The 24,315-nt window shown below is 71.8% G+C and carries 22 protein-coding genes and 1 pseudogene; 10 read left to right on the top strand and 13 right to left on the bottom strand.

All coding sequences use genetic code 11. The annotated features are described in order from the left end of the window. Window positions 1-33 precede the first annotated feature (33 nt). The 4 genes from KJK29_RS16920 to KJK29_RS16935 form a co-directional block, all read right to left on the bottom strand. Window positions 34-897, bottom strand: coding sequence for an SRPBCC domain-containing protein (locus KJK29_RS16920; RefSeq protein ID WP_215119997.1), 864 nt, complete (start codon window positions 895-897; stop codon window positions 34-36). 99 nt (window positions 898-996) lie between these two features. After that, entirely contained in the window at window positions 997-2,652 is a 1,656-nt protein-coding gene (locus KJK29_RS16925) for a polyamine aminopropyltransferase (RefSeq protein WP_215119998.1), read from the bottom strand. Between the two features lie 118 nt (window positions 2,653-2,770). Further along, window positions 2,771-3,301 carry a DUF2617 family protein gene (locus KJK29_RS16930; protein ID WP_215119999.1) on the bottom strand — a complete coding sequence of 177 codons (531 nt, stop codon included), beginning with the start codon at window positions 3,299-3,301 and terminating at the stop codon, window positions 2,771-2,773. A 553-nt stretch (window positions 3,302-3,854) separates the two neighbouring features. Further along, window positions 3,855-4,133, bottom strand: coding sequence for a hypothetical protein (locus tag KJK29_RS16935; protein WP_215120000.1), 279 nt, complete (start codon window positions 4,131-4,133; stop codon window positions 3,855-3,857). Window positions 4,134-4,433: 300 nt separating this feature from the next. On the opposite strand from KJK29_RS16935, the gene KJK29_RS16940 reads away from it, so the two are divergent. From KJK29_RS16940 to KJK29_RS16980, 9 genes and pseudogenes are all read left to right on the top strand, one after another. Then, window positions 4,434-4,925, top strand: coding sequence for a hypothetical protein (locus KJK29_RS16940; protein ID WP_215120001.1), 492 nt, complete (start codon window positions 4,434-4,436; stop codon window positions 4,923-4,925). Between the two features lie 85 nt (window positions 4,926-5,010). Next, a pseudogene (locus KJK29_RS16945) lies at window positions 5,011-5,256 on the top strand (hypothetical protein); the annotation flags it as partial. A 5-nt stretch (window positions 5,257-5,261) separates the two neighbouring features. Next, on the top strand, window positions 5,262-5,936 hold the full coding sequence (locus KJK29_RS16950; RefSeq protein ID WP_215120002.1) for a YdcF family protein: 675 nt from the start codon (window positions 5,262-5,264) through the stop codon (window positions 5,934-5,936). A 518-nt stretch (window positions 5,937-6,454) separates the two neighbouring features. Continuing rightward, window positions 6,455-6,964 (top strand): hypothetical protein, encoded by a 510-nt coding sequence (locus tag KJK29_RS16955; protein WP_215120003.1) that lies wholly within the window; start codon window positions 6,455-6,457, stop codon window positions 6,962-6,964. A gap of 769 nt (window positions 6,965-7,733) precedes the next feature. Further along, on the top strand, window positions 7,734-8,930 hold the full coding sequence (locus tag KJK29_RS16960) for a pyridoxal phosphate-dependent aminotransferase (RefSeq protein ID WP_215120004.1): 1,197 nt from the start codon (window positions 7,734-7,736) through the stop codon (window positions 8,928-8,930). A gap of 167 nt (window positions 8,931-9,097) precedes the next feature. Next, window positions 9,098-9,676 carry a hypothetical protein gene (locus KJK29_RS16965; RefSeq protein WP_215120005.1) on the top strand — a complete coding sequence of 193 codons (579 nt, stop codon included), beginning with the start codon at window positions 9,098-9,100 and terminating at the stop codon, window positions 9,674-9,676. A gap of 2 nt (window positions 9,677-9,678) precedes the next feature. After that, entirely contained in the window at window positions 9,679-10,986 is a 1,308-nt protein-coding gene (locus KJK29_RS16970) for a peptidoglycan-binding protein (protein WP_215120006.1), read from the top strand. Next, window positions 10,983-11,744, top strand: a complete 762-nt coding sequence (locus tag KJK29_RS16975) for an ABC transporter ATP-binding protein (RefSeq protein WP_215120007.1) — start codon at window positions 10,983-10,985, stop codon at window positions 11,742-11,744. Before KJK29_RS16970 ends, KJK29_RS16975 begins: the two co-directional genes overlap by 4 nt. Next, window positions 11,741-13,051, top strand: a complete 1,311-nt coding sequence (locus KJK29_RS16980; protein ID WP_251057829.1) for an ABC transporter permease — start codon at window positions 11,741-11,743, stop codon at window positions 13,049-13,051. Before KJK29_RS16975 ends, KJK29_RS16980 begins: the two co-directional genes overlap by 4 nt. Before the next feature lie 105 nt (window positions 13,052-13,156). Here KJK29_RS16980 and KJK29_RS16985 read toward each other — a convergent pair whose 3' ends face one another. Beyond that, entirely contained in the window at window positions 13,157-13,516 is a 360-nt protein-coding gene (locus KJK29_RS16985) for an SH3 domain-containing protein (protein ID WP_215120008.1), read from the bottom strand. A gap of 240 nt (window positions 13,517-13,756) precedes the next feature. On the opposite strand from KJK29_RS16985, the gene KJK29_RS16990 reads away from it, so the two are divergent. Further along, entirely contained in the window at window positions 13,757-15,403 is a 1,647-nt protein-coding gene (locus tag KJK29_RS16990) for a sensor histidine kinase (protein ID WP_215120009.1), read from the top strand. Here the strand turns inward: KJK29_RS16990 and KJK29_RS16995 are convergent, their stop codons facing one another. From KJK29_RS16995 to lanKC, 8 genes are all read right to left on the bottom strand, one after another. Further along, window positions 15,404-16,105: a response regulator transcription factor gene (locus KJK29_RS16995; protein ID WP_215120010.1), complete on the bottom strand. Its 702-nt coding sequence runs from the start codon at window positions 16,103-16,105 to the stop codon at window positions 15,404-15,406. It abuts the gene before it with no gap. Between the two features lie 84 nt (window positions 16,106-16,189). Beyond that, window positions 16,190-17,455 (bottom strand): C40 family peptidase, encoded by a 1,266-nt coding sequence (locus tag KJK29_RS38855; protein WP_251057830.1) that lies wholly within the window; start codon window positions 17,453-17,455, stop codon window positions 16,190-16,192. Window positions 17,456-17,652: 197 nt separating this feature from the next. Further along, window positions 17,653-17,895: a hypothetical protein gene (locus tag KJK29_RS17005; protein WP_215120011.1), complete on the bottom strand. Its 243-nt coding sequence runs from the start codon at window positions 17,893-17,895 to the stop codon at window positions 17,653-17,655. A gap of 93 nt (window positions 17,896-17,988) precedes the next feature. Beyond that, window positions 17,989-18,168: a hypothetical protein gene (locus KJK29_RS17010; protein ID WP_215120012.1), complete on the bottom strand. Its 180-nt coding sequence runs from the start codon at window positions 18,166-18,168 to the stop codon at window positions 17,989-17,991. 77 nt (window positions 18,169-18,245) lie between these two features. Further along, the gene (locus KJK29_RS17015; RefSeq protein ID WP_215120013.1) at window positions 18,246-19,508 is read right to left on the bottom strand and encodes an ABC transporter permease; all 1,263 of its coding nucleotides are present in this window, start codon (window positions 19,506-19,508) and stop codon (window positions 18,246-18,248) included. After that, window positions 19,505-20,389, bottom strand: a complete 885-nt coding sequence (locus KJK29_RS17020; protein WP_215120014.1) for an ABC transporter ATP-binding protein — start codon at window positions 20,387-20,389, stop codon at window positions 19,505-19,507. The genes KJK29_RS17015 and KJK29_RS17020 overlap by 4 nt, the downstream gene beginning before the upstream one ends. Window positions 20,390-20,462: 73 nt before the next feature. Continuing rightward, window positions 20,463-21,803: a YcaO-like family protein gene (locus KJK29_RS17025; RefSeq protein ID WP_215120015.1), complete on the bottom strand. Its 1,341-nt coding sequence runs from the start codon at window positions 21,801-21,803 to the stop codon at window positions 20,463-20,465. Further along, entirely contained in the window at window positions 21,800-24,310 is a 2,511-nt protein-coding gene (gene lanKC, locus KJK29_RS17030; protein WP_215120016.1) for a class III lanthionine synthetase LanKC, read from the bottom strand. Before lanKC ends, KJK29_RS17025 begins: the two co-directional genes overlap by 4 nt. Window positions 24,311-24,315: the final 5 nt, after the last annotated feature.

Below are 24,315 nucleotides of genomic sequence, written 5' to 3' on the forward strand. Positions count from 1 at the left end.
TGATCAAGAGGGCACCGTGCGGTCCGGGACGTTTCAGCGCCGTCGGCGCAGGGCCCGCACAGCGACGATGGCCGACGCCACCGCCAGCGCCGCCGCGGGCGCCGCCCAGCGCAGCGGCGCCGGGGGCGACACGGTCTGCGGCGCGGGCACCGGCGCGTACCGCCCACGCGGCGGCGCGTGATCGACCTCCTCGGCACTCCGCCCGATCATCGTCCGCCGCGCATGCGCCGCCTCGGCGATGGACTCGGCGTCCTCGTCCCCTTCAGCCCCTTCGGCGGACCGGCCGACGGGGGGTTCGGGGGCCGGGGGCTGGTCATCGGGGGCCGGGGCCGGGGGCTCGTCATCGGGGGCCGGTGTGGAGCTCTCGTCGGCCCCCGCCGGAGGCACAGGCTCATCGTCCGCGTCCGGGGTCGTTTCGTGGTCGGTTGTCGCCCGGGGTTCGAAGTCCTGGGTGGCGAGGGACGTGGTCGTATTCGGTGCCGCGTCGGCCAGGTGTTCCGCGAAGCGGTTCAGCAGCCGGGCGACGGCGCTCTCGACGGCGTCGGCCGGCAGGTCCTTGATCCGTCCGTCCGCCGAGGCTGTGCCGTCGAAGACGACGGTGCAGCCGTCCTCCGCCTCCCGCAGGGCGATCCGCAGCGCGAGCTTGACCGAGCCGCTGCCGCGCGACTCCTCCGCCTCGCCCTCCACGGCGTAGGCCCCGTCGTCCCGCCGGGAGACCCGTACGGCACCCCGGTAGGTGACGGAGTGACTGCCGACCCGGATCTTCAGCCGCCCGGTGACGGGCTCGGCGCCGGCGTCCTGCTGGAGCCCGGGAACCACCCGGGCGACCCGCGCGGGGTCGTCCAGCACCTCCCTGAGCCGCTCGGCCGGAACCGGAACGAACACCTCGTGCTCCATGTGGACGGACTTTACCCAGCACGGACCAGAACGCACCTCCACCTCCCGGATTCCCTCCGGATCCGGGTCCGCCCGGCGTATCCTCCGCCGCCCGCCCCCTCAGTACCGCGGATGCGGCAGCGTCGACGCCGGCAGCCCCGCGATCCGCGTCCCGCGCGCCGCCCGCTCCCCCGCCGCGAGGGACGCCTCCGTGAGGGTCCGCGGGCGCGGCCCGTCCGGGGCGAGGCGGGGCCGGGGGTCCGTGCGGGCGGCCAGGAGGAAGCCCCAGTCGCGGGGGGTCCGGGAGTGGTCGGTGGGGGTGCGGTCGGGGCCGGTGGCGAAGCCGGTGCGGCGGCCGCCCGCGGCGTACGGGGCGGTGCGGAAGCCGGCGGAGCGCAGGGTGGAGTCCACCGTCCAGTACACGCGGGGCCCGGCCGCGACCGGCCCGGCGTGCACCACGAGCCGGCCACCGGGGGCCAGCACCCGCCGCGCGAGGCCGTAGAACTCCTCGGAGTACAGCTTCGTACTCGCCGTGATCCCCGGGTCGGGCAGGTCCGAGACGACCACGTCGTACGCCGCCGGTGGCGCTTCGCGCAGCCGGCCGAAGGCGTCCTGGATCGTCACGTGCACGCGCGGGTCACCGTAGGCGTGCCGGTTCAGCGCGGACAGACCCGGGTCGGTGCGGGCCAGCCGTACCACCTCGGCGTCGAGTTCGACGATGTCGACCCGGTCCACCCCGGGGTGGCGCAGCACCTCGCGGGCGGCCAGTCCGTCACCGCCGCCGAGGATCAGCACGCGCGCGTGCGGCCCGGTCATGGCGGGGTGGACGAGGGCCTCGTGGTAGCGGAGTTCGTCGTGTCCGCTGACCCGGAGCCGGCCGTCGAGGAAGAGGGCGAGGGGCCGGCCGTGTGTGCCGCCGGCGAGGACGACTTCCTGGACGCCGGTGCGCAGCGCCACGCGGACGTCATGGCCGTACATCGCCTGCCGGGCGGCCCGCTCGAAGTCGTCGACGAGGACGGCGGCCGAGGCGAGGATCGCGAGCACGAGCGCGTTGGCGAGCAGCAGCAGCCAGCGGGCGCGCCGGGTCAGATCCCGGCGGAACAGCCCGAGCACCAGCGCCCCGCCGACGACCGCGTTGACGGCGCCGGTGAGGAGCGCGCCGGTGAGCTGGCCGAAGAACGGCAGCAGGAGGAAGGGGAAGGCGAGGCCGCCGACGAGGGCACCGACGTAGTCCGCGGCGAACAGGTCGGCCACCGCCCCGCCCGCGTCCTGGCGGCGGATGCGCTGGATCAGCTCCATCAGCAGCGGGACCTCGGCGCCGATGAGGAGCCCGGTGGCGAGGGAGAAGGCGACCAGGAGGCAGCGGGGGCCGCTCGCCCACATGCCGCCCCAGTCGCCGGTCCAGGCGAACACGGCGTACAGGGCCATCGCGCTGCAGCCGCCGACGAGCGCGAGCGTGGCCTCGACGGCGCCGAATCCGGCCGCGGCGAGTCCGCGCAGCCGCTTCGCGGCGAGGGAGCCGATGCCCATCGCGAAGACCATGACGGACAGCACGACGGACGCCTGCGTGACGGAGTCGCCCATCAAGTAGGAGGCGAGGGCGACGAGTTCGAGTTCGTACACGAGTCCGCAGGCCGCACAGACGAACACGCCCGCGAGGACCAGGAACCGTCCGGTGCCCGGCCGGACGGGCAGCGGCGCCGGGCCGCCGGGGCCGCCCGGGGCGCTCCGGGGCGGCGGGGAACCGGGCGGGGCGGGCGCGTGCGGCTCGATCACGGTGCGACGTTACGTCACGTCTCGACTGCGGTTCGTCACCCACACGTGTGGTGCTGGTTTACAGGGGGCCGGTGTCGGCACGAGACGGGTTTGCCTCGTACGGCCCCGCCCCCTGCCCTCAGTTGGCGGCGGCGGCAGCCGCCGGCGTCCGTACGCCGACTCTCGTACGGGTCGCCACCAACTGGCCGTCCTGCGGGTACGCGTGCCAGGTCCGCCAGTGCACCTGCCCCTCGTGATGCTGGGCCAGCAGTGCCGTGAAGGCGTGCGGGCTGCCGGGGAAGACGCCCGCGAGGCCGTGCGGGTGGTCGGAGACGAGGGCCAGCAACTCCTGGGCGCGGCCCTCGAAGGATCCGGGCGAGAGGACCTCGACCCGGGCGGCGAACTCGTACTCCCAGTCGCCCACCCGCTTGGCGACGCCCAGCGGAAGCGGGGTGCTGCTGCCCGGGATGCAGGCCACCGTCTCCGAGCAGATGCCCCGCTCCTCCTCCAGCAGGACCTGGTGGGAGGCGCCGAGGAGCCTCAACTGCATTTTGGCGCCGGTCAGTTCGAGGTCCAGTGCGGCCAGTGCGGGCAGCGGCTCGCGCCCCAGCGCCCAGGCGAGATCGGCCGCGCGCGTGTCGGTGTAGGAGGTGTTCAGGGTCGTGAGCATGGATCGGCTCCGCAAGCACACAAGGAGAGGGAGATGGGTCCGCTGCGCCCCGGTCGCTCCGGGGGATGTCGGCCCGGGTCAGCCCAGTCGGCCGGTTTCAGGGAGGTGTCCGCAGGGCGTCCGAGGAGCTGCGTCGGTGGGTTAGAGGGAATCATGAACCGTGGCGCCGTCACAGCGTTTTTACCCAAGTTCGTAGGGTTTCCATCCCTCAGGGGGCTCTACAGCTCAATTGTTCAACTACGGCGTGCGCCGGTGACGGTGAGGCGTGCGCCGGTGCGCCGACACTCCCGCCCGAAGCCGCGACGAACAGGCGCCCGATCCCGGCAGGGCCCCCCGAAAAGCCCTTTTGACAAGCGCAGTTGCCGGAGTCACGCCCGAGTACGCCGTCCCATGGACGCGCTTGTCCTACAGGCATGCGAAGTTGCCTGAGACCTCACCCAGTCACCCGACAGACGTTCGACGGATCCGCCGCACGGGAAACGCGGGGTCGCTCAGGTGCGGACCCCGCGTTCGGTTGGTGCGCCTTCCCGTGCGGAAGGCAAGCCGACTGCCGTCAGCTGCCTCCGCCGCCGCAGCCCCCACCACCACCGCCCCCACCGCAGGACGACCCTCCTCCGCAGGACGAACCGCCACTGCTGCACGACGACCCGCCGGACGAGCCGGAGTCTCCCCCGCCGACCCACCAGCTGCCGCCGCCGCTGCTGCTCGCGGAACCGGAGGACGCCCACGACCCACGCCGCCCCGACCGCGCGGATCCGCCCCTGCGGACCGCGGACACCAGCACGGCGACCAGGATGAACGCGATCACAGCCAGGATGATGCCGATAACCATGACGTCACCCTCCTTTCCTTCCCCCGAAGCGACCCCCCGTGGGCGCCTCGCTCTTGCGTGAACAGGGGATGCCCGGCGCTCTGATGCCCCAAAGCAGAGTTGAGGAAGTTCAGAGGGTTCGGTCGAGGGAACGACTCCTGGCCTGTACAGAGGCGCGGTTGACCCGCAGGGGGGCGAATAACGAGGGCGACCCTGTTCACTGAGGTGAGCGGGCCATCCTTCGTCGCGATGGGTGCGGGCCGGTGTCGCTCTGGTTAAGGCCATCTGGACTCGCGGTGACAGGGCTCGTACTCTGCGTACATGGAGTGGGGGACTCTGGGGGTTGCCGCAACTGGTGCTTTATTCGGGATCGGGGCAACGCTGATCACCGATGTCTTCCGCTCCCGGCGGGAAAGAGATCAACGGTGGGCGGATGCAAAACGAGCCGCCTATGCGCGGTTCTTGACTGCCCTGGCTCAAGCCCATAGCCGTATGACCGTCGCGGCTGCCCGAGGCGAAGCCGGGCCCGCACGACGACAGGCGATCCACGATGCCTTTCTCAGCGACCCGCAATACTCGGATGCGAAGTCCGTCTTGCGAGAAGTGGCCTTGGCTGCGCCTGACCACGTCCACCAGGCCGCTGAGTCGGTGTACGAGCAACTGCGAGCCGCCCGCGACATCCTCGCCGAGGACGGCATGGACTTCGCTTCACCTCAGTATCAGCAGGCCATACGACCGTTCTTCGCGAACCTGGATGCTCTGCAACGGCTGATGCGAGACGACCTACAGCCACCGGCTGAACGCCGCGTGTGAGTAGCCGCTGACAGCGAGCGCGCTCGCGCCGCATGAAGCCGGGACGTCCGAGGCACGGCTGTCCGTGGACGTGGATGCGCTTGAAGTAGATCCCACCCCGGGCCCTGCCGGCCGTGGCGGCGGATACCGGTCCTCTACGACGCCGGCTACGAGATCGACCACATGAGAGAGGCCCTGTTCGCCCGCGTCCCGACAACGGCCGAGGTGCAGCTCCTGCAGCTCCCCGCAGATGGCACGGTGGTTGAGTTCGCGGTGGGCATTCACTCGGCTTCTCACTTCGCGTGGGAGATACGACTTCAAGGTTCCCGACTCGGCACAGGGCAGGAAGTGACAGGAATGATCTCGGCACAAGCATGGGCGGATGCTCGACTCCTGTGGGACTACCACTTCATGCACCATGACCCACGGCCGTGTTCGGCGGCGGTGGGACTGGGCAGCCACGACCTCGGCGTGGCTGACGTGACAGCGGAGCTGTACCACCGGGGCATGGCGCCGGTCATCGTCTTCACGGGGGCCACGAGCCCCACGACCCGGGCACGCATGCCGCGCGGTGAGGCTGTGCACTACCGCGAGCGGGCCTTGCAGCTCGGGGTGCCCGAGTCCGCGGTACTCCTGGAACCGCGCGCCACGAACACCGGCGAGAACATCGAGTTCTCGAAGGCGGTGTTGGCAGAGGCCGGCATCAAGGTCTCATCCGTCCTGCTCGTGAGCAAGCCCTACGAGGAGCGGCGCTCGTACGGCATGATGCGGAAGCTCTGGCCTGAGGTCGAAGTGGTGTGCGCGTCCACACCGATGGGCTTGGAGGAGTACGCCGGCTCCATCGGCGACGCTCGCATCGTGATCGACATGATTGTGGGCGCCCTGCAACGAGTGCTCGTCTTCCCGGGGTTGGGTCTGGCCATCGAGCAGGACGTACCAGCCACCGTCGTAGCCGCCTTTGAGCGGCTGTGCGTCGAAGGCTTCACTGGCCGACTCATGCCAGCTGACGTTGCTGCCCGCCCTGGCACGTGATGCCAAGGCGGGCAACAGTCCGCCCTGAGCTTCGTTCTGCACTTTCCCTACTTCAAGCCCCGGCTGCGCTCCGCTCCGCCGGGCGCGCTTCCCGGCTCCGCTCCGGCGCCGCTCCTGCCTTCGGCCCGCTCCGCCCGCGCTGCGCCGACGCGCGCCCACACGTGGATAGGGCCGGTAGCCATGAGTCGATCACCGCACATGACGCCCGCGGGTCAGAACAGTGCCTCCGGCGGGGGATCGGCCGGCACCGGGATGGAGGGGGCACCGTTCCCGGCCGCGGGCCCGTAGTGGCGTGCGCGGGGAGCTCCCGTCCCGTCCGCCATCGACCCAGGCAGAGCCGAGCAGACGCGGCCCATGGCGTCCAGGTCGTTCGTACAGTGGCGCGCTCCACCTGGACGCCATGAACCACGCCCGCTCCACAGACGTGTGGGTCGACGGCGGACGGGATGGGAGCTGGGGAGAGTGGTGGGTCAGGGAGGGTATGTACGGTCTCCGCAGACGATCAGGGGAGGGGCCAGATGTCGAGTGATCTCCAGTTCAGTTGGAGTCTGACCGGAGCAGGTTGGGCAACGTACCGAATCACCGATGGTCGGGCGGAGCACAGGGATGATCCGAGCTACTGCACCAACGCTCTTGCTGACCTGCTTGTTGGCGTTGCCGGGTTGTACGGCCCTGACGCTACTCAGCGGTTCTCGTTCGACCTGGAACCCGCAGAGATGAGGTGGGTCCTCAGCAGCCGTGAGACAAGGGTCGAGATCGGCATCTACCGATTCCCCGACATGTTCAAGAGCTTCGACCTGCCGGACGATGACGGCGTCCTCTTGTGGAGCTCAGAGCAGCCGCGCACAGCCTTCGCTCACGTAGTCGTGGAAGCGGCGCAAGATGTTCTGCGCTTGCACGGCGAAGACGGATATCGGAAGAAGTGGATGCAGCACCCCTTCCCCGTCGCCGAGCTGCGAGAACTCCGTCACCTGCACCTGGAGCAGGACGCTTGCGAACTTCCGCACGAGTTGCCACACCCGGAGTGAGCAGACGGTGAAAGCCAGACTGTCAAGGGTGCGCAAGCCGTCTGACACCAACGTCTGACACCAACAACGGCGTACGGCGCCGATCAACGCCGAACCTCGGCGGCAGCTGGACAGGGCTCAGCGGACGTTCATCACGGTCGAGAGACCACCTCGATCGACCTGATAAGGATGAGGCCGGACCTTGCCCTTATCAGGCATGGTGCGCCCACGGGCACGTGAACCACGCTGAGAGCGCCGATCGCCGCAGCTCACCTGGGGACATTGGGGAGAGTTCCCCCGGCACCGCCGTTCAGTGGGGGGCCGACCGCTGGCCTCATGGAGGATGAGAGGGGCGGGGATCTACGGCCTGCAACATAGTCCCGAGGTGGCTCCCGGGGACCTTTATGCCCGCCCCTCTTGACCGCGGACCTCGAAGGTTCTCTGACCGGTCTCTATCCACCAGGCAATCTAACAAGTGGCTGTGACAACACTCCGGCTCCACTAGGGGCGACGATGCCTCGCTCCTGTACAGCAGCGGAGTACCGCAACCAGAGCAACCGCGTCCGGCCGCCCCTGGGCGGGGCCTCCCTGACCACGGGTTTCCCGGGGGCCGAGTCCCTCCTTCGTGGGTGAGTCCCGGGCCGTCCCTGGGCCGTGCGAGGGGGGTCGACGTTGACCGACGATGACAGACGTCGACTGACCACCCGCAGGTCAGAGAGGGTGCCTGGAACATCGCCGCAGGTGGCCACCGGCGAAGGTGGGTTGAGGAAGTCCAGAGCTTCGGCGCAGGATGGCCGGCATGACCTCCAGTGCGCGCCCCCTCCTCAATCGTCGGCTCGCCGAGTTCGGGACGACGATCTTCGCCGAGATGTCCGCCCTGGCTCTGAGCACCGGCGCCATCAATCTCGGCCAGGGTTTTCCCGACACCGACGGGCCCGAGGAGGTCAGGGAGGCGGCCGTACGGGCGTTGCGGGACGGGCGCGGGAATCAGTACCCGCCGGGTCCCGGTGTTCCCGAGCTGCGTGCCGCGATCGCCGCCCATCAGCAGCGGTACTACGGCCTGGCCTACGACCCCGACACCGAGGTCCTGGTCACCGCCGGGGCCACGGAGGCCATCGCGGCCTCGCTGCTGGCGCTGGTGGAGCCCGGTGACGAGGTGATCGCGCTGGAGCCGTACTACGACTCCTACGCGGCGTGCATCGCCATGGCGGGCGGGCGCCGGGTGCCGGTCACCCTGCGTGCGCACGAGGACGAGGGCCGCTTCCGCCTCGACCTCGACGAGCTGCGCGACGCCGTCACCGACCGCACCCGTCTGCTGCTGATCAACACCCCGCACAACCCGACCGGCACGGTCCTCACCCGTGAGGAGCTGGCCGCGATCGCCGAGCTGGCGGTGGAGCGGGATCTGCTCGTGGTGACGGACGAGGTGTACGAGCACCTGGTCTTCGACGAGGCCGAGCACGTGCCGCTGGCGACGTTCCCGGGGATGCGCGAGCGCACGGTGACCATTTCGAGCAGCGGCAAGACGTTCTCGTTCACCGGTTGGAAGGTCGGCTGGGTGACGGCTGCCCCGGAGCTGGTCACGGCCGTGCGCTCGGCGAAGCAGTACCTGACGTACGTCTCGGCGGGCCCGTTCCAGTACGCGATCGCCGAGGCGCTCGGGCTGCCGGACTCGTACTTCGACGGCCTCCGTACCGACCTGCGGCGCAAGCGTGACCTGCTCTCAGACGGCCTGCGGGCGGCCGGGTTCAAGGTCTACCAGCCCAAGGGCACATACTTCATCACCACCGGCATCACCCCCTTCGGCGAGAAGGACGCCTACGCCTTCTGCCGCGCCCTCCCCCAGCGCTGCGGCGTCGTCGCCATCCCCAACTCGGTCTTCTACGACGACGTCGACGCCGGCCGCGGCCAGGTCCGCTTCGCCTTCTGCAAGAAGGACGACGTTCTCCAGGAGGCCGCCGTTCGGCTGCGGGGCCTGGCTTCGTGACATCACCTTCCCCGAGCGAGTCGACGGCGGCCGTGACGTCGAGCCCCGCCCGCAGCGCGGCCGCATGACCGGGTAACAGGTTCTTCAAAGGTTCTTCATCACCTCCGGCCTACGGTCGGGCTGCCCGCCGCGCCCGCGGTCGGGCCCGACAGGAGGCGGGAGAACCGATGAGGACGAACCGGGTGCTGATGGCCGTGGTGACGGCGTCGGTCATGGCCATCACCCTGGCCGGCTGCGGCGGCGAGGGCGACGCTCCGAAGGTCCCGACCGCCGGCGGCGACAAGGCGTCCTCGGCGTCCGGCAAGGCGGCCGCCCCGGGCGGTGGCGACGACGTGTCCGCGTACGTGAACGCCCAGCGCGAGTGGGTGAAGTGCCTGCGGAAGAACGGGGTCGACGCCCCCGACCCGGACGCCAAGGGGCAGGTCGACTTCGGCGACAACGCGGCGCTGAAGAAGGACACGAAGTTCCTGAACGCCTCCGAGAAGTGCGCCTCGCTCGTGGCGGCCGTCCCCGAGAGCCTCGAGAACGCCAACCAGCCCAAGCTCACCCCCGAGCAGATCAAGGTCAAGCGGGAATACGCCGACTGCATGCAGAAGAAGGGCGCCCCCGACTTCCCCGATCCCGGCCCCGACGGGACCGCGCAGGGCTCCGAGTGGGACCAGACGTCGGCGGGAGCCAAGCGTGCCACCCGTGTCTGCGCTCCGATCATCGGCGACCCGGCGGACCAGCCCGCGGGCAAGGGCTGACGATGACGGAGACGGTCACGCAGACCGATCACGAGCGCGGGGCGGCTCCCGCACCGCCGCCGCGCGGGCGGCACGGACGGCGTACGGTCCTGGTGGCCTCGGCTCTGGTCGTCGTGGCGGCCGTCGCCGTGGTCGGTGCGCTGGGCCTCGGCGGAGGCGGGGGGCAGGACGACTCCTCCGCCCCGCCCCGCTCAGGCTCCACCGTCCCGGTCACCCGGGCGACACTGACCGAACGCACCACGGTGGACGGCCAGTTGGGATATGGCACTGAGATACCGCTGCCGGTCAAGTCGACGGGCACCGTGACCTGGCTGCCCACGGAGGGCAGGACGGTGGAGCGCGGCGGCACTCTGCTGCGCGTCGACGACCGGCCGGTGGTGCTGCTGTACGGGACCCTGCCTATGTACCGGGACCTGGGCCTGACCACGGGCACCGGACAGGGCACCCCGGGCACCCGGCAAGACGCCGGGAACGAGGGGGACGCCCAGGGCACGCGGGACGCCCAGGGCCGCGCGGACGGCACCTCCGAGGCCCCGGCCCCCTCCGGATCCCCGGCGCCGGCCGACGTCGGGGCAGGAGGGACGGCAGGGACAGGAGGGGCGAGGAGCACTCTGCGCGGGATGGACGTCCTGCAGTTCGAGAGCAATCTCGCCGCTCTCGGCTACACCGGCTTCACGATCGACGAGGAGTTCACCGACGTCACCGCCCGCGCGGTCAAGCGCTGGCAGAAATCCCTCGGGCTTCCTCAGACCGGCACGGTCGGCGTCGGGGACATCGTCTACTCCGCCGGCAAGGTGCGGATCGGCCACGCGGGTGTCCGGCTCGGTTCGGCGGTCACCGAGGACGTCCTCACGTACACCGGTACGTCCCGGAAGGTCGTCGTCAACGCCTCGGCGGCGGAGGACTCCTGGGCCGTGCGCGGCGCCGCTGTCACGATCGGGCTGCCCGACGGGACATCGGTGAAGGGCGAGGTGGCCTCGGTGGGGAAGAAGGCGACCGACCCCGAGGAGGGAGGCGGGGAGGGAGGCTCCGGGGCACCGACGGTTCCGGTGACCATCACCGTCAAGGACCAGAAGTCCGTGGGAAGGCTGGAGAGCGCGCCGGTCACCGTCGAGTACGTGGGGCGGGAACGGGCGGACGTCCTCACCGTCCCGGTCGCCGCCCTGGTCGCCCTGGCCGAGGGCGGCCACGGCCTGGAGACCGCGGACGGCCGGTTCGTCGCGGTGAAGACCGGGCTCTTCGCGGACGGCCGGGTGGAAGTGAGCGGAAGCGCGGTGCGCGAGGGCATGAAGGTGAGGATCCCCGAGTGAGCGCGGCGTCGGCGGTCGTGGAGTTCGACGGGGTCTCCAAGACGTACCCCGGTGGTGTGGCGGCGGTACGGGACGTGACCTTACGCATCGGGCGCGGCGAACTCGTCGCGGTCGTCGGCCCTTCGGGCTCGGGCAAGTCCAGCATGCTGAACCTCATGGGCAGCCTCGACCGGCCCTCCGCCGGGCGGGTGCTGGTCGACGGCCACGACGTGGCGAAGCTGACGGACCGTGAGGTGTCGGCGCTTCGGGCCACCCGGATCGGCTTCGTCTTCCAGCAGTTCCATCTGGCCGTAGGGGTTCCGGTCCTGGACTCCGTGGCCGACGGGCTGCTGTACGCCGGGGTACCGCTGCGCCGCCGCCGGGCCAGGGCGGCGGTGGCGCTGGAACGCGTCGGCCTCAGTCACCGCGTCCACCACCTGCCGCACCAGCTGTCCGGCGGCGAGCGCCAGCGGGTGGCGGTGGCCCGGGCGGTGATCGGCGAACCGGCGGTCCTGCTGGCGGACGAACCGACCGGCAACCTGGACTCCGCTTCCGGGGAGGCCGTACTCGGTCTGCTGCACGAGCTGCACGCCGCCGGGACCACCGTCGTGATCATCACCCACGACCGGGAGATCGCGGCCGGGCTGCCCCGCCGTATCGAGATGCGCGACGGCCGCGTGGTGGCGGACACCACGACCGTGGCGGACACCACGACCACCGACGCGAGGGGTGAGGCGGACACCACGACCACGGACGCGCCGAACGAGGCGGTCCGATGACCGACGGTACGACGAACGGCCTCCCCATGGACGACGCCCCACCCACCCCGCCGTCCGGCCCTCGCAGGCGCGCCGGACGGGGCCGCGGACGGGCGAGCGGTGCCGCCGCCGGCACGGACGGCGGGCTGCGGGCCGCCCGCCTCCATCCCCAGGACATCGTGCGACTCGGCGGGACCGGGCTGCGGACCCGTCCCCTGCGGGTCTTCCTCTCCGCGCTCGGGATCGCGATCGGCGTCGCCGCCATGATCGCGGTGGTCGGGATCTCCGGCTCCGGCCGGTCGGAGGTGGACCGCCGGCTCGACGCGCTCGGCACCAACCTGCTGCGGGTCGCCCCCGGCGACGCGCTCGACGGCACCGAGGCCAAGCTGCCCCACGAGGCCGTCGCGATGATCGGCCGCATCCCGCCCGTGCGGCAGGTCGCCGCCACCGGCGCGACCGCCGCCCACATCTACCGCAATGAGCACATCGCCGTCGGCCGCACCGGCTCCCTCGAGGTCCTCGCGGCCGACAGGGACCTGCTGCCGGCCGTCGGCGGCCACGTCCGCCGAGGCCGCTGGCTGGACTCCGCGACCGAGAAGTACCCGGCGGTCGTGCTCGGCTCCACGGCCGCCGGGCGGCTCGACGTGTACACGCCGGGGACCCGGGTCTGGCTCGGCGGCCGCTGGTTCTCCCTCGTCGGCGTCCTCGATCCCGTACCGCTCGCGCCGGAGCTCGACAGCGCGGCGCTGGTCGGCCGGCCGGCTGCCCGGACGTACCTGCGCTTCGACGGCCATCCGTCCACGGTCTATGTCCGCGCCGAGGACAGCCAGGTCGCGGAGGTTCGGGCCGTGCTGCCGGCCACGGCGTACCCGGAGAAACCGGGCCAGGTCAGCGTCTCCCGGCCCTCCGACGCGCTCGCCGCCCGCGAGGCCACCGAGTCGGCGCTGACCGGGCTGCTGCTCGGCCTCGGTGGCGTGGCCCTGCTCGTCGGTGGCGTGGGGGTCGGCAACACGATGGTCATCTCGGTCCTGGAGCGGCGCCCGGAGATCGGCCTGCGCCGGGCGCTGGGGGCGACCCGCGGCCAGATCAGGACCCAGTTCGTGACGGAGTCGCTGCTGCTGTCGCTCATCGGCGGCCTCGGGGGGACGGTGCTGGGGACCGCGATCACGGCGGTCTACGCCCTCAGCCGCGAGTGGCCGACGGTCGTCCCGGTGTGGGCGAGTGCGGCGGGGATCGGCTGCACCCTCGTCATCGGCATGATCGCCGGACTGTATCCGGCGGTACGGGCGAGCCGGCTGTCACCGACGGAGGCCCTGTCCGGCTCCTGAGCGGCCCGCCCGTCGCAGAGGTCAGGGGCGGCCTCGGTGAGACCGCCCCTGACGCACTATGAGTCCGGCCTGCTCAGCGCTCCCGCGGGAGTGCCGGCGGGCGTACTAGAAGCCGCAGTAAGTGAGGCTGCCGCCGTCGCTCAGCAGGTCGTCGCGGACCCAGCCGGTCGTACCGGTGGTGTCGTTACGGAGGTACGTCCAGGTCTCGCTGGTGTTCCCGATGCGCGTGTAGCAGTGGTAGTCGAGACGGTGGGTGTTGTAGGCGATGCCGTTGCTGGCGCAGTTGGTGCTGGATCCGCTTCTCTCGTTGGCGCCGCTGGCCGTCCTGTTCCAGGCGCTGCTGTCCAGGTCGGAGGCGGTCCTGCCGCAGGAGGCGGCCGCGGTGGCCGGGGTGGAGAGGGCGAGCGGGACGGCCATGGCCACCGCCGCAAGAGCAGGTACGACAGCCGCGATTCGACGCTTCATTTCTGTACCCCCAATGAATCCATTTTCTGTTGGCACTGCTTCCCCGGGCACCGTGTGGCACCTGGGCAAAACAGCCACCACTGCATCAATCGGTGTGCAAATGGCGTCAGTACAATCGCAGTCACAAAAATCCTGAAGAAAGAATTCCGCCCACAACTGTCCGATTTCTGTCGACGGGGGACCGAAAATGCCACGAGCGACAATGCGCCACTCTGCGGCTGCGGCCTTCTTGGCCAAGCGATGAGCTTCCGGCTCCGGGTACTCGGCCTGCTGATGCTGGTCGCGATGACGGCCACCGCCGCCACTGCCTGGCTGACCCTGCGTCAGGCGAACCGCCAGGTCCAGGAGAGTGTCACCGCGGGACGGCAGGAGGTCTCCCGGATCACCGGCGACCTCCGCGCGTACGGGGTCGCGCACGCCACCTGGGAGGGCCTCCCGCCGACGGTGAGCCGCCTGGCCGAGGACACCGGCCAGCGCATCCGGGTCGCCACCGAGAACGGCGTCCTGCTCGCCGACTCCGACGCGCTCCGGGGCCGTGCCCCCCGCCCGGTGAGCAGCCAGCCGCCGGTGCTGGTCGACCCGCGTCCCCTCCTGCGGATCCCCGCGGGACAGTTACCGCGGACCTCGATGAAGCTGACGGCGACAGCGATCGCCCAGTACCGCGCCGAAGCGGCGTACGCGGCCTGTCTGACCCGGGCGGGCGCCGAGGTGACGGCCTGGCCGGACGACACCGGCGTGCCGCGGATCCGCACGGAGCGCCGGCCGGAACAGTGCCAGGAGCCGACCGGCGAACCGGACCCGCGGACCGCGCGGGACCTGGAGGCGATCAGGACATGCGAGTCCGAGCGGCAGTTCGTCGCCTGCCTGCAGCGGGTGTTCAACGAGCGCGTGGGCTCCGCCGCCCCGCCCCGCCTGGAGATCCGTCTCGGCGTCCGGGACGAGTCCCCGCCCACCCTGGCCGCGGCACCCACGGTGGCCGTCGCCGGCGGCGTCGCCCTCGCGGCCGTGCTCGGCGCCCTGCTCCTGAGCCGGGCCGTGCTGCGCCCGGTCCGTGCCATGACCCTGGCCGCCGGGGGGCTGGGCGAGGGAGACCTGGGGCGGCGGGTCCCCGTCTCCGGCCGGGACGAGATCGCCCAACTCGGCCGTGCCTTCAACCGGATGGCGGACTCCATACAGGCCGGCGAGGAACGCCAGCGCCGCCTCACCGGTGACATCGCCCACGAGCTGCGCACCCCGCTGGCCAATCTGCGCGGCTATCTGGAGGCCCTGCGGGACGGGATCGTCGAACCGACCCCCGAGCTGCTCGACTCCCTCCACGAGGAGGCACTGCTGCAGCAGCGGATCGTGGACGACCTGCAGGTTCTCGCGCTGGCCGAGGCCGGTGCGCTCACCTACCACCGCGCGCGCGTCGACCTGCGCGAGCTCCTCGAAGCCGCCGGCACGGCCCACCGCGCCCAGGCCGACGCGGCGGGTGTCGCGCTGAGGCTGGACGCGCCGCAGCCTGTGTACGTCGTCGCCGACGCCGACCGTGTGCGTCAGGTCGTCGGCAATCTGGTCGGCAACGCCCTGCGGGCCACGGCCCCGGGCGGCACGGTGACACTCGCCCTGGTCCGGAGCGGCGATCTCGCGATCATTCAGGTACGGGACACCGGCAAGGGCATACCCGCCGAGGACCTGCCGCAGCTCTTCAACCGCTTCTGGCGGGCGGACGCGGCCCGGGGCCGCGCCACCGGAGGGAGTGGCCTGGGGCTGTCCATCGCCCGCCAGATCGTGACCGATCACCAGGGGACGATCGACGTGGAGAGCACGGTCGGCGTCGGCACGACCTTCACCGTCGCGCTGTCCACGGCCCGGCCGCGGGCCGACGCAGAGGCCGAGGCCGACTGATCAGCTGGGGGCCGAGCCGTCCAGCAGGCGGTACCCCCGGCCGTACACGGTCTCCAGATGGCGTGGCCGGGCCGGGTCGTCCCCCAGCTTCCGGCGCAGGTTGCGCACATGGGCGTCCACCGTGCGCTCGAGTACATCGCTGTCGTAGCCGAAGGCGCTCTCGATGATCTGGGCCCGGGTGAACACCCGCCCCGGCTTGCGGGCCAGAGCCTCCAGGATTGAGAACTCCTTGGAGGTCAGCGCCACCGGACGGCCCGCCACCCGGACCTCGAAGCGTGCGGTGTCCAGTTCGACCGCGCCGACCCGCAGCACCTCGCTCCCGGCCGCGCCGCCTTTCCTGGAGCGCCGCAGCAACGCCCGTACCCGCGCGGTGAGTTCGCGGGGACTGTAGGGCTTGGTGAGGTAGTCGTCGGCCCCCAGATCGAGGCCGAGAAGCATGTCCTCCTCGGTACTGCGGGCGGTCAGCAGCAGAATCGGCACCTCGGAGGCCTCGGCACGCAGAATGCGGCATACGTCAAGGCCGTCGACGAGGGGCAGCATCACATCGAGAACGATGAGATCCAGCGCCGTCGAACGCGCCCGTTCCAGCGCCGCCCTGCCGTCGGCCACGACCTGTACGGCGTTGCCTTCCCGTTCCAGATAAATCCGGATGAGACGAGATTGTTTTTCGTCGTCTTCGGCGACCAGGATGCGCGCGCTCAACGATTCTCCCCAGCGAGGCCCGGCACGATTCCATCACCGTTGATACCAACGCACCCCCGGAATTCCCACCTCCGGGTCCCTGGACTAGGCCGGGCGGATCGCGCCCTTGATCGCCGACTGGCCGGCGAAGAACACCGACTCCTCACGGATGAGCGCTCCGGGACCCGGGGCGTGGATCATCATGCCGTCGCCGCTCCAGATGCCGACGTGGCCGAGGTCGTCGTGGAAGAAGACCAGATCTCCGACCTGGGCGTCAGCGAGCGAGACCTGCGTTCCCGCTTCCCACTGGGCCTGGGTGGTCCGGGGAAGCGTGACGCCGGCGGCCTTCCACGCGGCCTGGGTGAGGCCGGGGGCGTCGTACGATCCCGGCCCGACCGCGCCCGTTACGCAGGGCCTGCCTGCCTGGGCCCGGGCGAAGGCGATCACTCGCTCGGCCCGGGTGCGGTGGCCGCTGTCCGGCGACGGCCAGGGTCCGCCGTAGGCGCCGGGGGCGAACGTCGTGGAGGGGGCGGGGGTGAACCCAGCCGAGGAGGCGGGTGCGGCGGCCGGCTCGGTGGGGGCTGCCGGAGCGGGAGCCGTGGTTGGAGTCGGAGTCGGACTTGCCACGGCAGACGTCCAGAACTCCGGGAGGCCCGCGTCGTAGGCCGTGGTGGTCAGGTCGGCCGGTGGAGCGGAGGCGTAGTGAGGAGCCGTGGTGGGGTCCGGGACGGTGGGCAGCGTCATGGTGAGCTGCGGCCCGGACAGGGGGCTGGGCTCCAGGGCGGGAGCCGGTACGGGAGCCGGTACGGGTTCGTACAGCGGCCATGCCGCCGCGTCGCCGCCGAGGACCGGCAGTACATCACCCGGCCAGGCGCTCTCGTCCCTGCGGGACTCGCCCGGCAGAGCCGGTGCGACACGCTGGGCGGGGATCTCCGGAAGGGACCCCGTGGCGGGTGGCTGAGCTGTTCCGATGGTCAGCTCCCGCGCGACACCGGTGAGCGGCTTGGGCGGCTCGGGCTGCTTGGGTGCTTCGAGGGCGAGGGGTTCCGCGGGACGTTCCGCCGGGCGCACGGGTCGCACGGACTCGGGTGCGCGCTCGGGACGGGCCGGCAACCGGCTGTCCGGCAGCCTCGCCGGCACGATCGGGCCCAACGCTGCACGGGCGGAGTCGAACCACTTGCGGGCAAAGGTTCCGGCCGCGGGCTCCACGTCCTCCTGGGACTGGCCACGCGTGACCGCGCTCCGCCGGCGCGGGATCGAGGCGGCGCGGGTCGCGTTGTATCTGCCCGTGTCGCTCTCGGCCCGGTCGTAGAGCTTGTTGACCCACCGCTGGACCTCGTCAGGGCTCGGGCCCTCACCCTCACTCGCCAACGGAGTCGGCCTTGTTCGCGAAGTCGGTCACTTCGGGGCGCGAGGTTCGTTCCGACGCCATGGAAAGGGCGCTCCTTCCGTCCGAAAGCGCACGGGAACACCTGCTGATCGGTGGAAGTCGCGCACGCAGCGGTCAACTTAGCAAACTTGTGAACCTTCCGTGAAGATCAGGTGCTGGGGGCCGACCGGCCCGGGTGTCACTCGTCGGCGAGGTGCCAGCCCTGGAGGCCGGGCTGGGACAGGATGTCGGTGGCGGTCCGGGTGGCCTCGGACGTGGTGGTTCCGGGCGGGGCCGTGAGGTGGAGGCGGGCGAGATTCTCCTGGAACCCGTCGACCTCGGCATGCCATCCGGCCGGGAGCAGGGATACGAAACGGATCGCTGCCGTCTCTGGCGGCGCCCCGGACGGACCGGTGATCGACACCTGGTGGAGGGAGTTCATGGACGGCTCCGCATGAGGAAGGGAAGGGGGGGAGGGGAGTCCGGGGCCGGCTGAACGGCGGGCCGGCCGGCCCCGGACACGGGCGGGGGCCCGTCAGTGGGAGTCGCCGCTCTTGGCGAGCCGGGCGACCACCACGAGGATCCCGACGGCGAGAGCGGCGCCGACGCCGTAGCGGACACCGTCGGCGGCGTCGCTGGCGAACAGCGCCACCTCGGCGCCGGCGAGGACGGCCAGCAGGGCGGCGAGGGTGGTGGTGGAGCGGGAGGCGGTCATGGGTTTTCCTTCCGTGGGGGGTTGGGTTTCTGGCTGTGCCGGCGTGTGTGACCGGCGGTTCCGTTGGTGCGGGAGGGTCAGTCCGTCAGCTTCATGGCCTGGCGGAACGAGAGCTTGCGGTCGGTCTGCAGGAGCGCCCTGCGGTACACGCGGCCGCTCACCCCGACGATGAACACCGCGGCGGCGATCGACACGACGAGCGCGGCGGCCGGCTCCCACCAGGCGGTCTCTCCTGCCAGGACGCGCGCCGGCATGGTGACGGTCGAGGTCAACGGGATGAACGAGAGGATCTCCCGCACACCGCCGGACACGGTGACGCCGAGGATGAACACGAGCGCGGTGATCGCGTTCACCGGCGTCGTGGTGGACTGGATGTCCTCGCTCCGGGTGGCGAGCGCGCCCGCGGCGGCGAACAGGCAGGCCAGGACCGCGATGCCGACGACGTAGAAGACGAGGAACCAGCCCAGGCCCGAGCTGATGTCGGCGAGGAACTCCTGCTCGCCCGTGAACATCAGGCCGCCGACGCCGACCAGGCAGAACAGCGCCATCTGCGCGAGCGCCAGAAGCGTGGAGCCGACGATCTTGCCGACGAGCAGGGACCGCAGCGGTACGGAGCTGGCGATGAGCTCGACGATGCGGTTCTGCTTCTCCTCCACGACGCTGGTCGCCAGCGCGGCACCGAGCAGGACCGCGGCCAGATAGAAGAGGAAGCCGAAGAAGTACGTCGTCATCCGGACCGCGCCCTCGGGCGTCTTGTCGGCCGAGAGCAGGACGTGCTTGACCTCCGCCCCCTCACTGAGGGCGCCCAGGCTGGTGCCGGCGGCCTGCGCGTTCCGGTCGAGGGCGTTCGTCTGCACCGCGGCGCCGATCCAGGTGGCGGCGATGTCGTTCTGCCCGGTGTCGCCGAGCAGGACCCAGCGCCCGCCCTCGAACAGCAGCCCGGCGTCGGCCTCGCCGGACCGTACGGTCTCGCGCACCTGGCCGGCGGACGGCTGCTGCCGGACGGTGATCTCGACGTCCTGGTCGGCCCGGACGGCCAGCGCCTCGGCCTGGCCGGCGATCCGGCCGGACTGCTGGTCGGCCACCGCGACGGTGATCTTCCCCATCGAGTCGGCCAGGTAGAGCTGGAGCCCGAGCGCGCCCACGATCAGGGCGAGGGTGACCAGCGTCGACACCAGGAAGCCGCGGTTGGTGAGCTTCACCGAGATCTCGCGGGCGGCGACGATCCGCCAGGAGGCCTGCGTGGCCGTACGGGACGCGGTTCCGGGAGCCGTCGGCGTGCCCTTCGGGCCGGGCGACGTCTCGGCCCGGTGTGCGGGGTTCGAGGTCACGGTGCTCATGCGGAGGTCATCTCCCGGTAGACGTCGGCGATGCTGGGAACGAGGGGGGTGAAGGCGTGCACGGCTCCCCGGCCGAGGGCCTGGGTCAGCAGTTCGCCGGGATCGGCGTCGGCGGCCAGCTCGACGCGGGCTCCGTCGGGGAGTTCCTCGACGTCGGTCACGCCGGGGACGTCGCGGGCCCAGCCGGCGGGCGCGCCGGTGACCAGGTGGTACCGGGGCCTGTCGCGGTGACGGAGTTCGTCCGCGGTGCCCTTGCCCACGACGTGGCCGGAGGCCATGATCACCAGGTCGTCGCAGAGCCGCTCGACCAGGTCGAGCTGGTGTGAGGAGAACAGCACCGGGATGCCGGCGGCGGCGTACTCGCGCAGCAGCTCGGCCATCGTGTCGACGGCGTGCGGGTCGAGTCCGGAGAAGGGCTCGTCGAGGACGAGCAGTTTGGGGGAGCCGAGCAGGGCGGCCGCGATCTGCACGCGCTGCTGGTTGCCCAGGGACAGGGACTCCAGCCGGGACTGGCTCTTCTCGGCGAGTCCGAGGCGTTCGAGCAGTTCGAGGGTGTGACGGCGGGCTTCGGCGTTGCCCTGGCCACGGAGCCGGGCCAGATAGACGAGCTGGCCGAGGACGGTCTGCTTGGGGTAGAGGCCCCGCTCCTCCGGCATGTACCCGAAGTCCCTGCGGTCTGCGGCGGTGACGGGGGCGCCGTCCCAGCGGATCTCGCCGCGGTTCGTGGCCAGTACGCCCATGATCATGCGCATGGTGGTGGTCTTGCCCGCGCCGTTCCCGCCGACGAACCCGGTCAACCGGCCCCTGGACACCCGGAAGGACACCTGGTCGACGGCACGGTGATCGCCGAAGTCTCGTACGAGTTCTTCCAGTTCCAGCATCTGTGTCTTCTCTCAGCTCGGTTGTTCGGTGGTTCACGGTGGGGGGAACGAGCGGCGGCGGACCACCGCCGGGTCAGGGCAAGGGATGCGGGGCCGCTTCCCGCGGGTCGTCCAGGCGGGCGGGGCAGCCGGTCCGTTCGGCCGCCGAGGCCAGCCGGGGCAGGTGCCGGCTCCAGCGGTGCGTCTCGTCCATCCGCAGGTTCTGGTAGCCGGGGGCCAGCACCTTGACGACGTGCCAGCCCATGGCGGCGACGGCCTGCGGAAGGCGCGGGGTGAGGTCGACGGCGAGGAGGCCCGCGCCGTCGGCGGTCAGGGCCCGCCGGATCTCCTCCGCGCCCAGGTCCCGCGCGGGCGGCGGAGCCGGGAGCGTGCCCGGCTCCTGGAATCCCGCGACCCAGTCGCGTACGGCCTCGTAGGCGGGCCGGGTCAGCATGTGGGAGAGCCTGTCGTGCTCCGTCACGATCGGGCCGAGGTGCCCCATCTCGCCCTGCGCACGCAGCGCCCGCAACGCGGCCCGTACCTGCCACGCCTCCTGGAACGCCTTGGCGGCGGCCTCGGCCGGCCGGGTCGACGCCTTCATGCCGACGGTGGCCAGGGCGCCCGGGCCCTCCGGGTCGATCAGGCAGGCGGTCATGCACCAGAGGCCGGGTACGGCGGTGGGGATACGCGCGAGGACGGGGGTGAGCCCCGCCGCGCGTGCCCGCTCCCACACCGCCCGCAGCCCGGTGTCGGCGGGCGACGGGGTGTACGTGGGCAGGCGCAACTGCCGGTCCCAGGCGACGGTGAGGGCGTCCCGCTCCGTCACCTCGGTCATCGCGGCGGCGAGAGCGGTCTCGTGACTCGCGCCCGCCGCCGCCCCGGACGGGCTCGGGTCGAACAGGTCGGCCCGGCGCGCGGGCCAGTCGACGAGGTCCGCGGGGACCAGGACGGGAGTGTCCGAGTCCAGGGCGCGGGCCTCGTACCAGGACAGGCTCGCCGCCTCGGCGTCCGGGTGGGACAGGGCGTGGCCGGGGTGGTACGCGTACAGCGTCGTGCCGTCCAGGCCGGCCGCGGTGCCCGTGCGGGCGGGGTACGCGGCCGAGGGGTGCAGAGCGCGCCGCTCCACGGCCTCGCCCGCTCCGCGCAGCAGGGCATCGACCCGGGAGGTACCGCTGGCCCCGGCGAACCGGGAGGACAGCGGGAGATCCAGGAGGACGGCACCCGGGCCGGCGGTGGCGGAGCCGGCAGACCCCGCCGGGCCCGGGGCCCCGGCCGAAGTCCCGGAACCCGCGGAGCCCACCGTGCCCGTGAAGCCCTCCACCGGGGGGAGTTCGACCGCGCTGCTCCACAGCGGGTCGCCGTCGTGCGGGGGCGTCACCGCGTAGCGCAGGGCGATGCCCGACGCGGGGGCGAGGGTGGCCGGGATGTCGATCACCGCCGGGCCTCGATCACCGCGGGGGCGAGGAAGGGCAGGGCCGGGATGCCGTCCCGCAGGGCGGTGAGGGACAGGAGGACACCCGCCGAGCCGGTGCCCAGGTCCGTGGAGAGGCGGTAGCCGTAGTTGCCGAGGAAGTCGACGCGACCGGGTTCGGCGGCGATCGCCTCCCAGCCGAGGGCTTCGAGGTGGAAGCCGAGGACGTCCCGCTCCGCCGCGCTGCCGCCGTTCTCGAGGGCGAGGATCTCGCCCGCGCGTCCGTGCAGCAGGCCGCACGAGGTGGCGAAGCCGCCCCGCCGCAGATTGACGAGCCTCTTCACCGCGGTGCGCATCCGCTCGTCGTCGGGAGTGTGCCGGAGCGCGGCCCGCAGCGCGAGCACGATGCCGGCGGAACCCTCCAGCCCGGGGCTGAGGAAACGGTCGTCGAAGTCCGCGCGCTCGATGAGCTCCAGCTCCGCGTGGAGTTCGGCCACGGCCCGCTTCAACAGGTCGCCGTCTCCGGTGTTCTCGTACAGGCGCAGCAGCAGGAGGGCGCTGCCGCAGCGGCCGTGCAGCAGCCCGATGCGCTGGGGCGCCGGGGCGTCGGGCAGCCGGTCGGCGAGCTGGAGCGCCTGGCGCAGGCCCTGGTCGTCCCCCCGCCGGGCGGCCAGGTGCAGTGCCGTCAGTCCGAGGCCCGAGAGGCCGGTCGCCAGGGTCGTCGCCACATTGGCGTCGCATCCGGCGAAGGCACGCTCCATGACCGCGTCGGCGGCACCGGGGTGACCGAGTTCGTCCAGGGTGTACGCGATGCCGGCGAGGCCGGTGAAGAAGCCGGGGCCGTCGCCGGTGACCTGCCCGGCCTGGCCGAGCAGCCACTCGACGTGCTCGGCGGGCACCTCCGCACCGGCACGGTGGAGCGCCCAGAGCACGCCGGCCGCCCCGTACGCGAAGGTCACGCCGCCGTCGGCGACGATGAACTGCGAGACGTCACCCGGGTAGAGGCGGTCGGTGCGCTCGGGGGTGGCCGCCTCGACGATGGACGCGGCGATGTTCGCGATCAGGTTCCCGGTCTCCTCCCCGGCGGCGGGCCAGCGCACGCCGAACTCCGTCCGCGCGCCCAGGACATCGTCGCCGAGACCGCGCTCGATCTGCCGGGCGAAGGACTCGGGGAGGGGAAAGTCACGGACCGCCGTGTCGATCAGGGTGCGGATCTTCTCGGTGCCCCACGGCACGACGTGCGGCATGGGGACGAACATCGTCAGCCGGAGCACGTCCAGTGCGAACAGGTCGACTGCGGGGCCCCGGAGGTGGTCGGGCGCCCGGAAGCCGAGGGAGCCCATGGCCTGCGCGCGCATCTCCTCGGCGGGGGTGGCGGTCTCCATGTCGATGAAGGCGACGGTGTCGTCGGAGTCCACGAGGATGTTGCCCGGGTGCAGGTCGCCGAAGACCACACCGCGTTCGTGCATGGCGGCCACGGCCTCGGCGACCTGGTCGATGATGCGCAGCGCCCAGTCCGCGTACTCCGCCCTGGCCCGCGGCGTGTTGTCGGTGGTGCCGTAGGGGTGGCGCAGGCGTACGAGTTCCGTGAGCGGGGTGCCGTCGACGAAGTCACGGGCCAGGAAGTGGTGTTCGTTCCCCTTGCGCACGTCCCTCAGCGCGGGGACGGACGGAAGCCCGGCGAGCCGGGACAGCGCCCACTGCTCGCGGTCGAGGCGGGCCACGGCGTCGTCGCCGGCCGCGTCGAGGCCGGCGAACGGGCGGGCCTCCTTGAGCAGGACCTCGCTGCCGTCCCGCTTGTCGACGGCGCGGTAGACGCCGCCGCCGTTGGAGAAGTGCAGGGCCTTGTAGACGCGGAAGGGGAAGTCGCCGAGGGTGCGGGCGCGCCGTTCGGCGAGTGCCTCCCGCAGGAAGGAGGGGATGGTGACCCAGGACGGGGTGTGGAACCCGGGGCGCCGCTCGTCGGGGACGAGTTCGCCGTCGGGGGTGGTGATCGCGGGGGTGAGGGTGCCGTCCTTGAGCCGGGTGGTCTTCAGTACGAAGCCCCCGTACCGCACGTGGAGCGGACCCTCCCGCCAGCGCAGATCGCTCAGGATCGAGGGGGCCCGGGTGCCTCCGACGAGCTGCTCCAGGCCGTCCAGGGCCCGCTCCAGCTCCGTCTCGTCGGCGGGGTAGACGGTGATGAACTTGCCGCTGGCGCTGCGGTCCCCGTACTTGCTGCCGCGGCGGGCGAGGGTCTCCGAATCGGATATGTACTTGTACATGAGCCCGTGCTCGACGCAGTACGGTGCGACGGTGTCGAGGAGCCCGGCCGCGTTGTCGGGGGACGCCGCGACGTGGATCTTCCATCCCTGGTCGGGGACGCGGGAGTCGGGTGGGACGCAGACCGTCCACTCCCGTCCCCGGGTGGCCGTCCAGCCCTCGGGCAGGGTCCGGCCCTCGTGGAAGTCCGCGCCGACGGACTCGGTGGCGGGGGCGTCGTAGAAGAGCGAGTCCGCGCGGCAGAAGTTGATGAACCGGGTGTCGAGCACGGTGT

This window comes from Streptomyces koelreuteriae, from assembly GCF_018604545.1.
Classification (GTDB): Bacteria; Actinomycetota; Actinomycetes; order Streptomycetales; family Streptomycetaceae; genus Streptomyces; species Streptomyces koelreuteriae.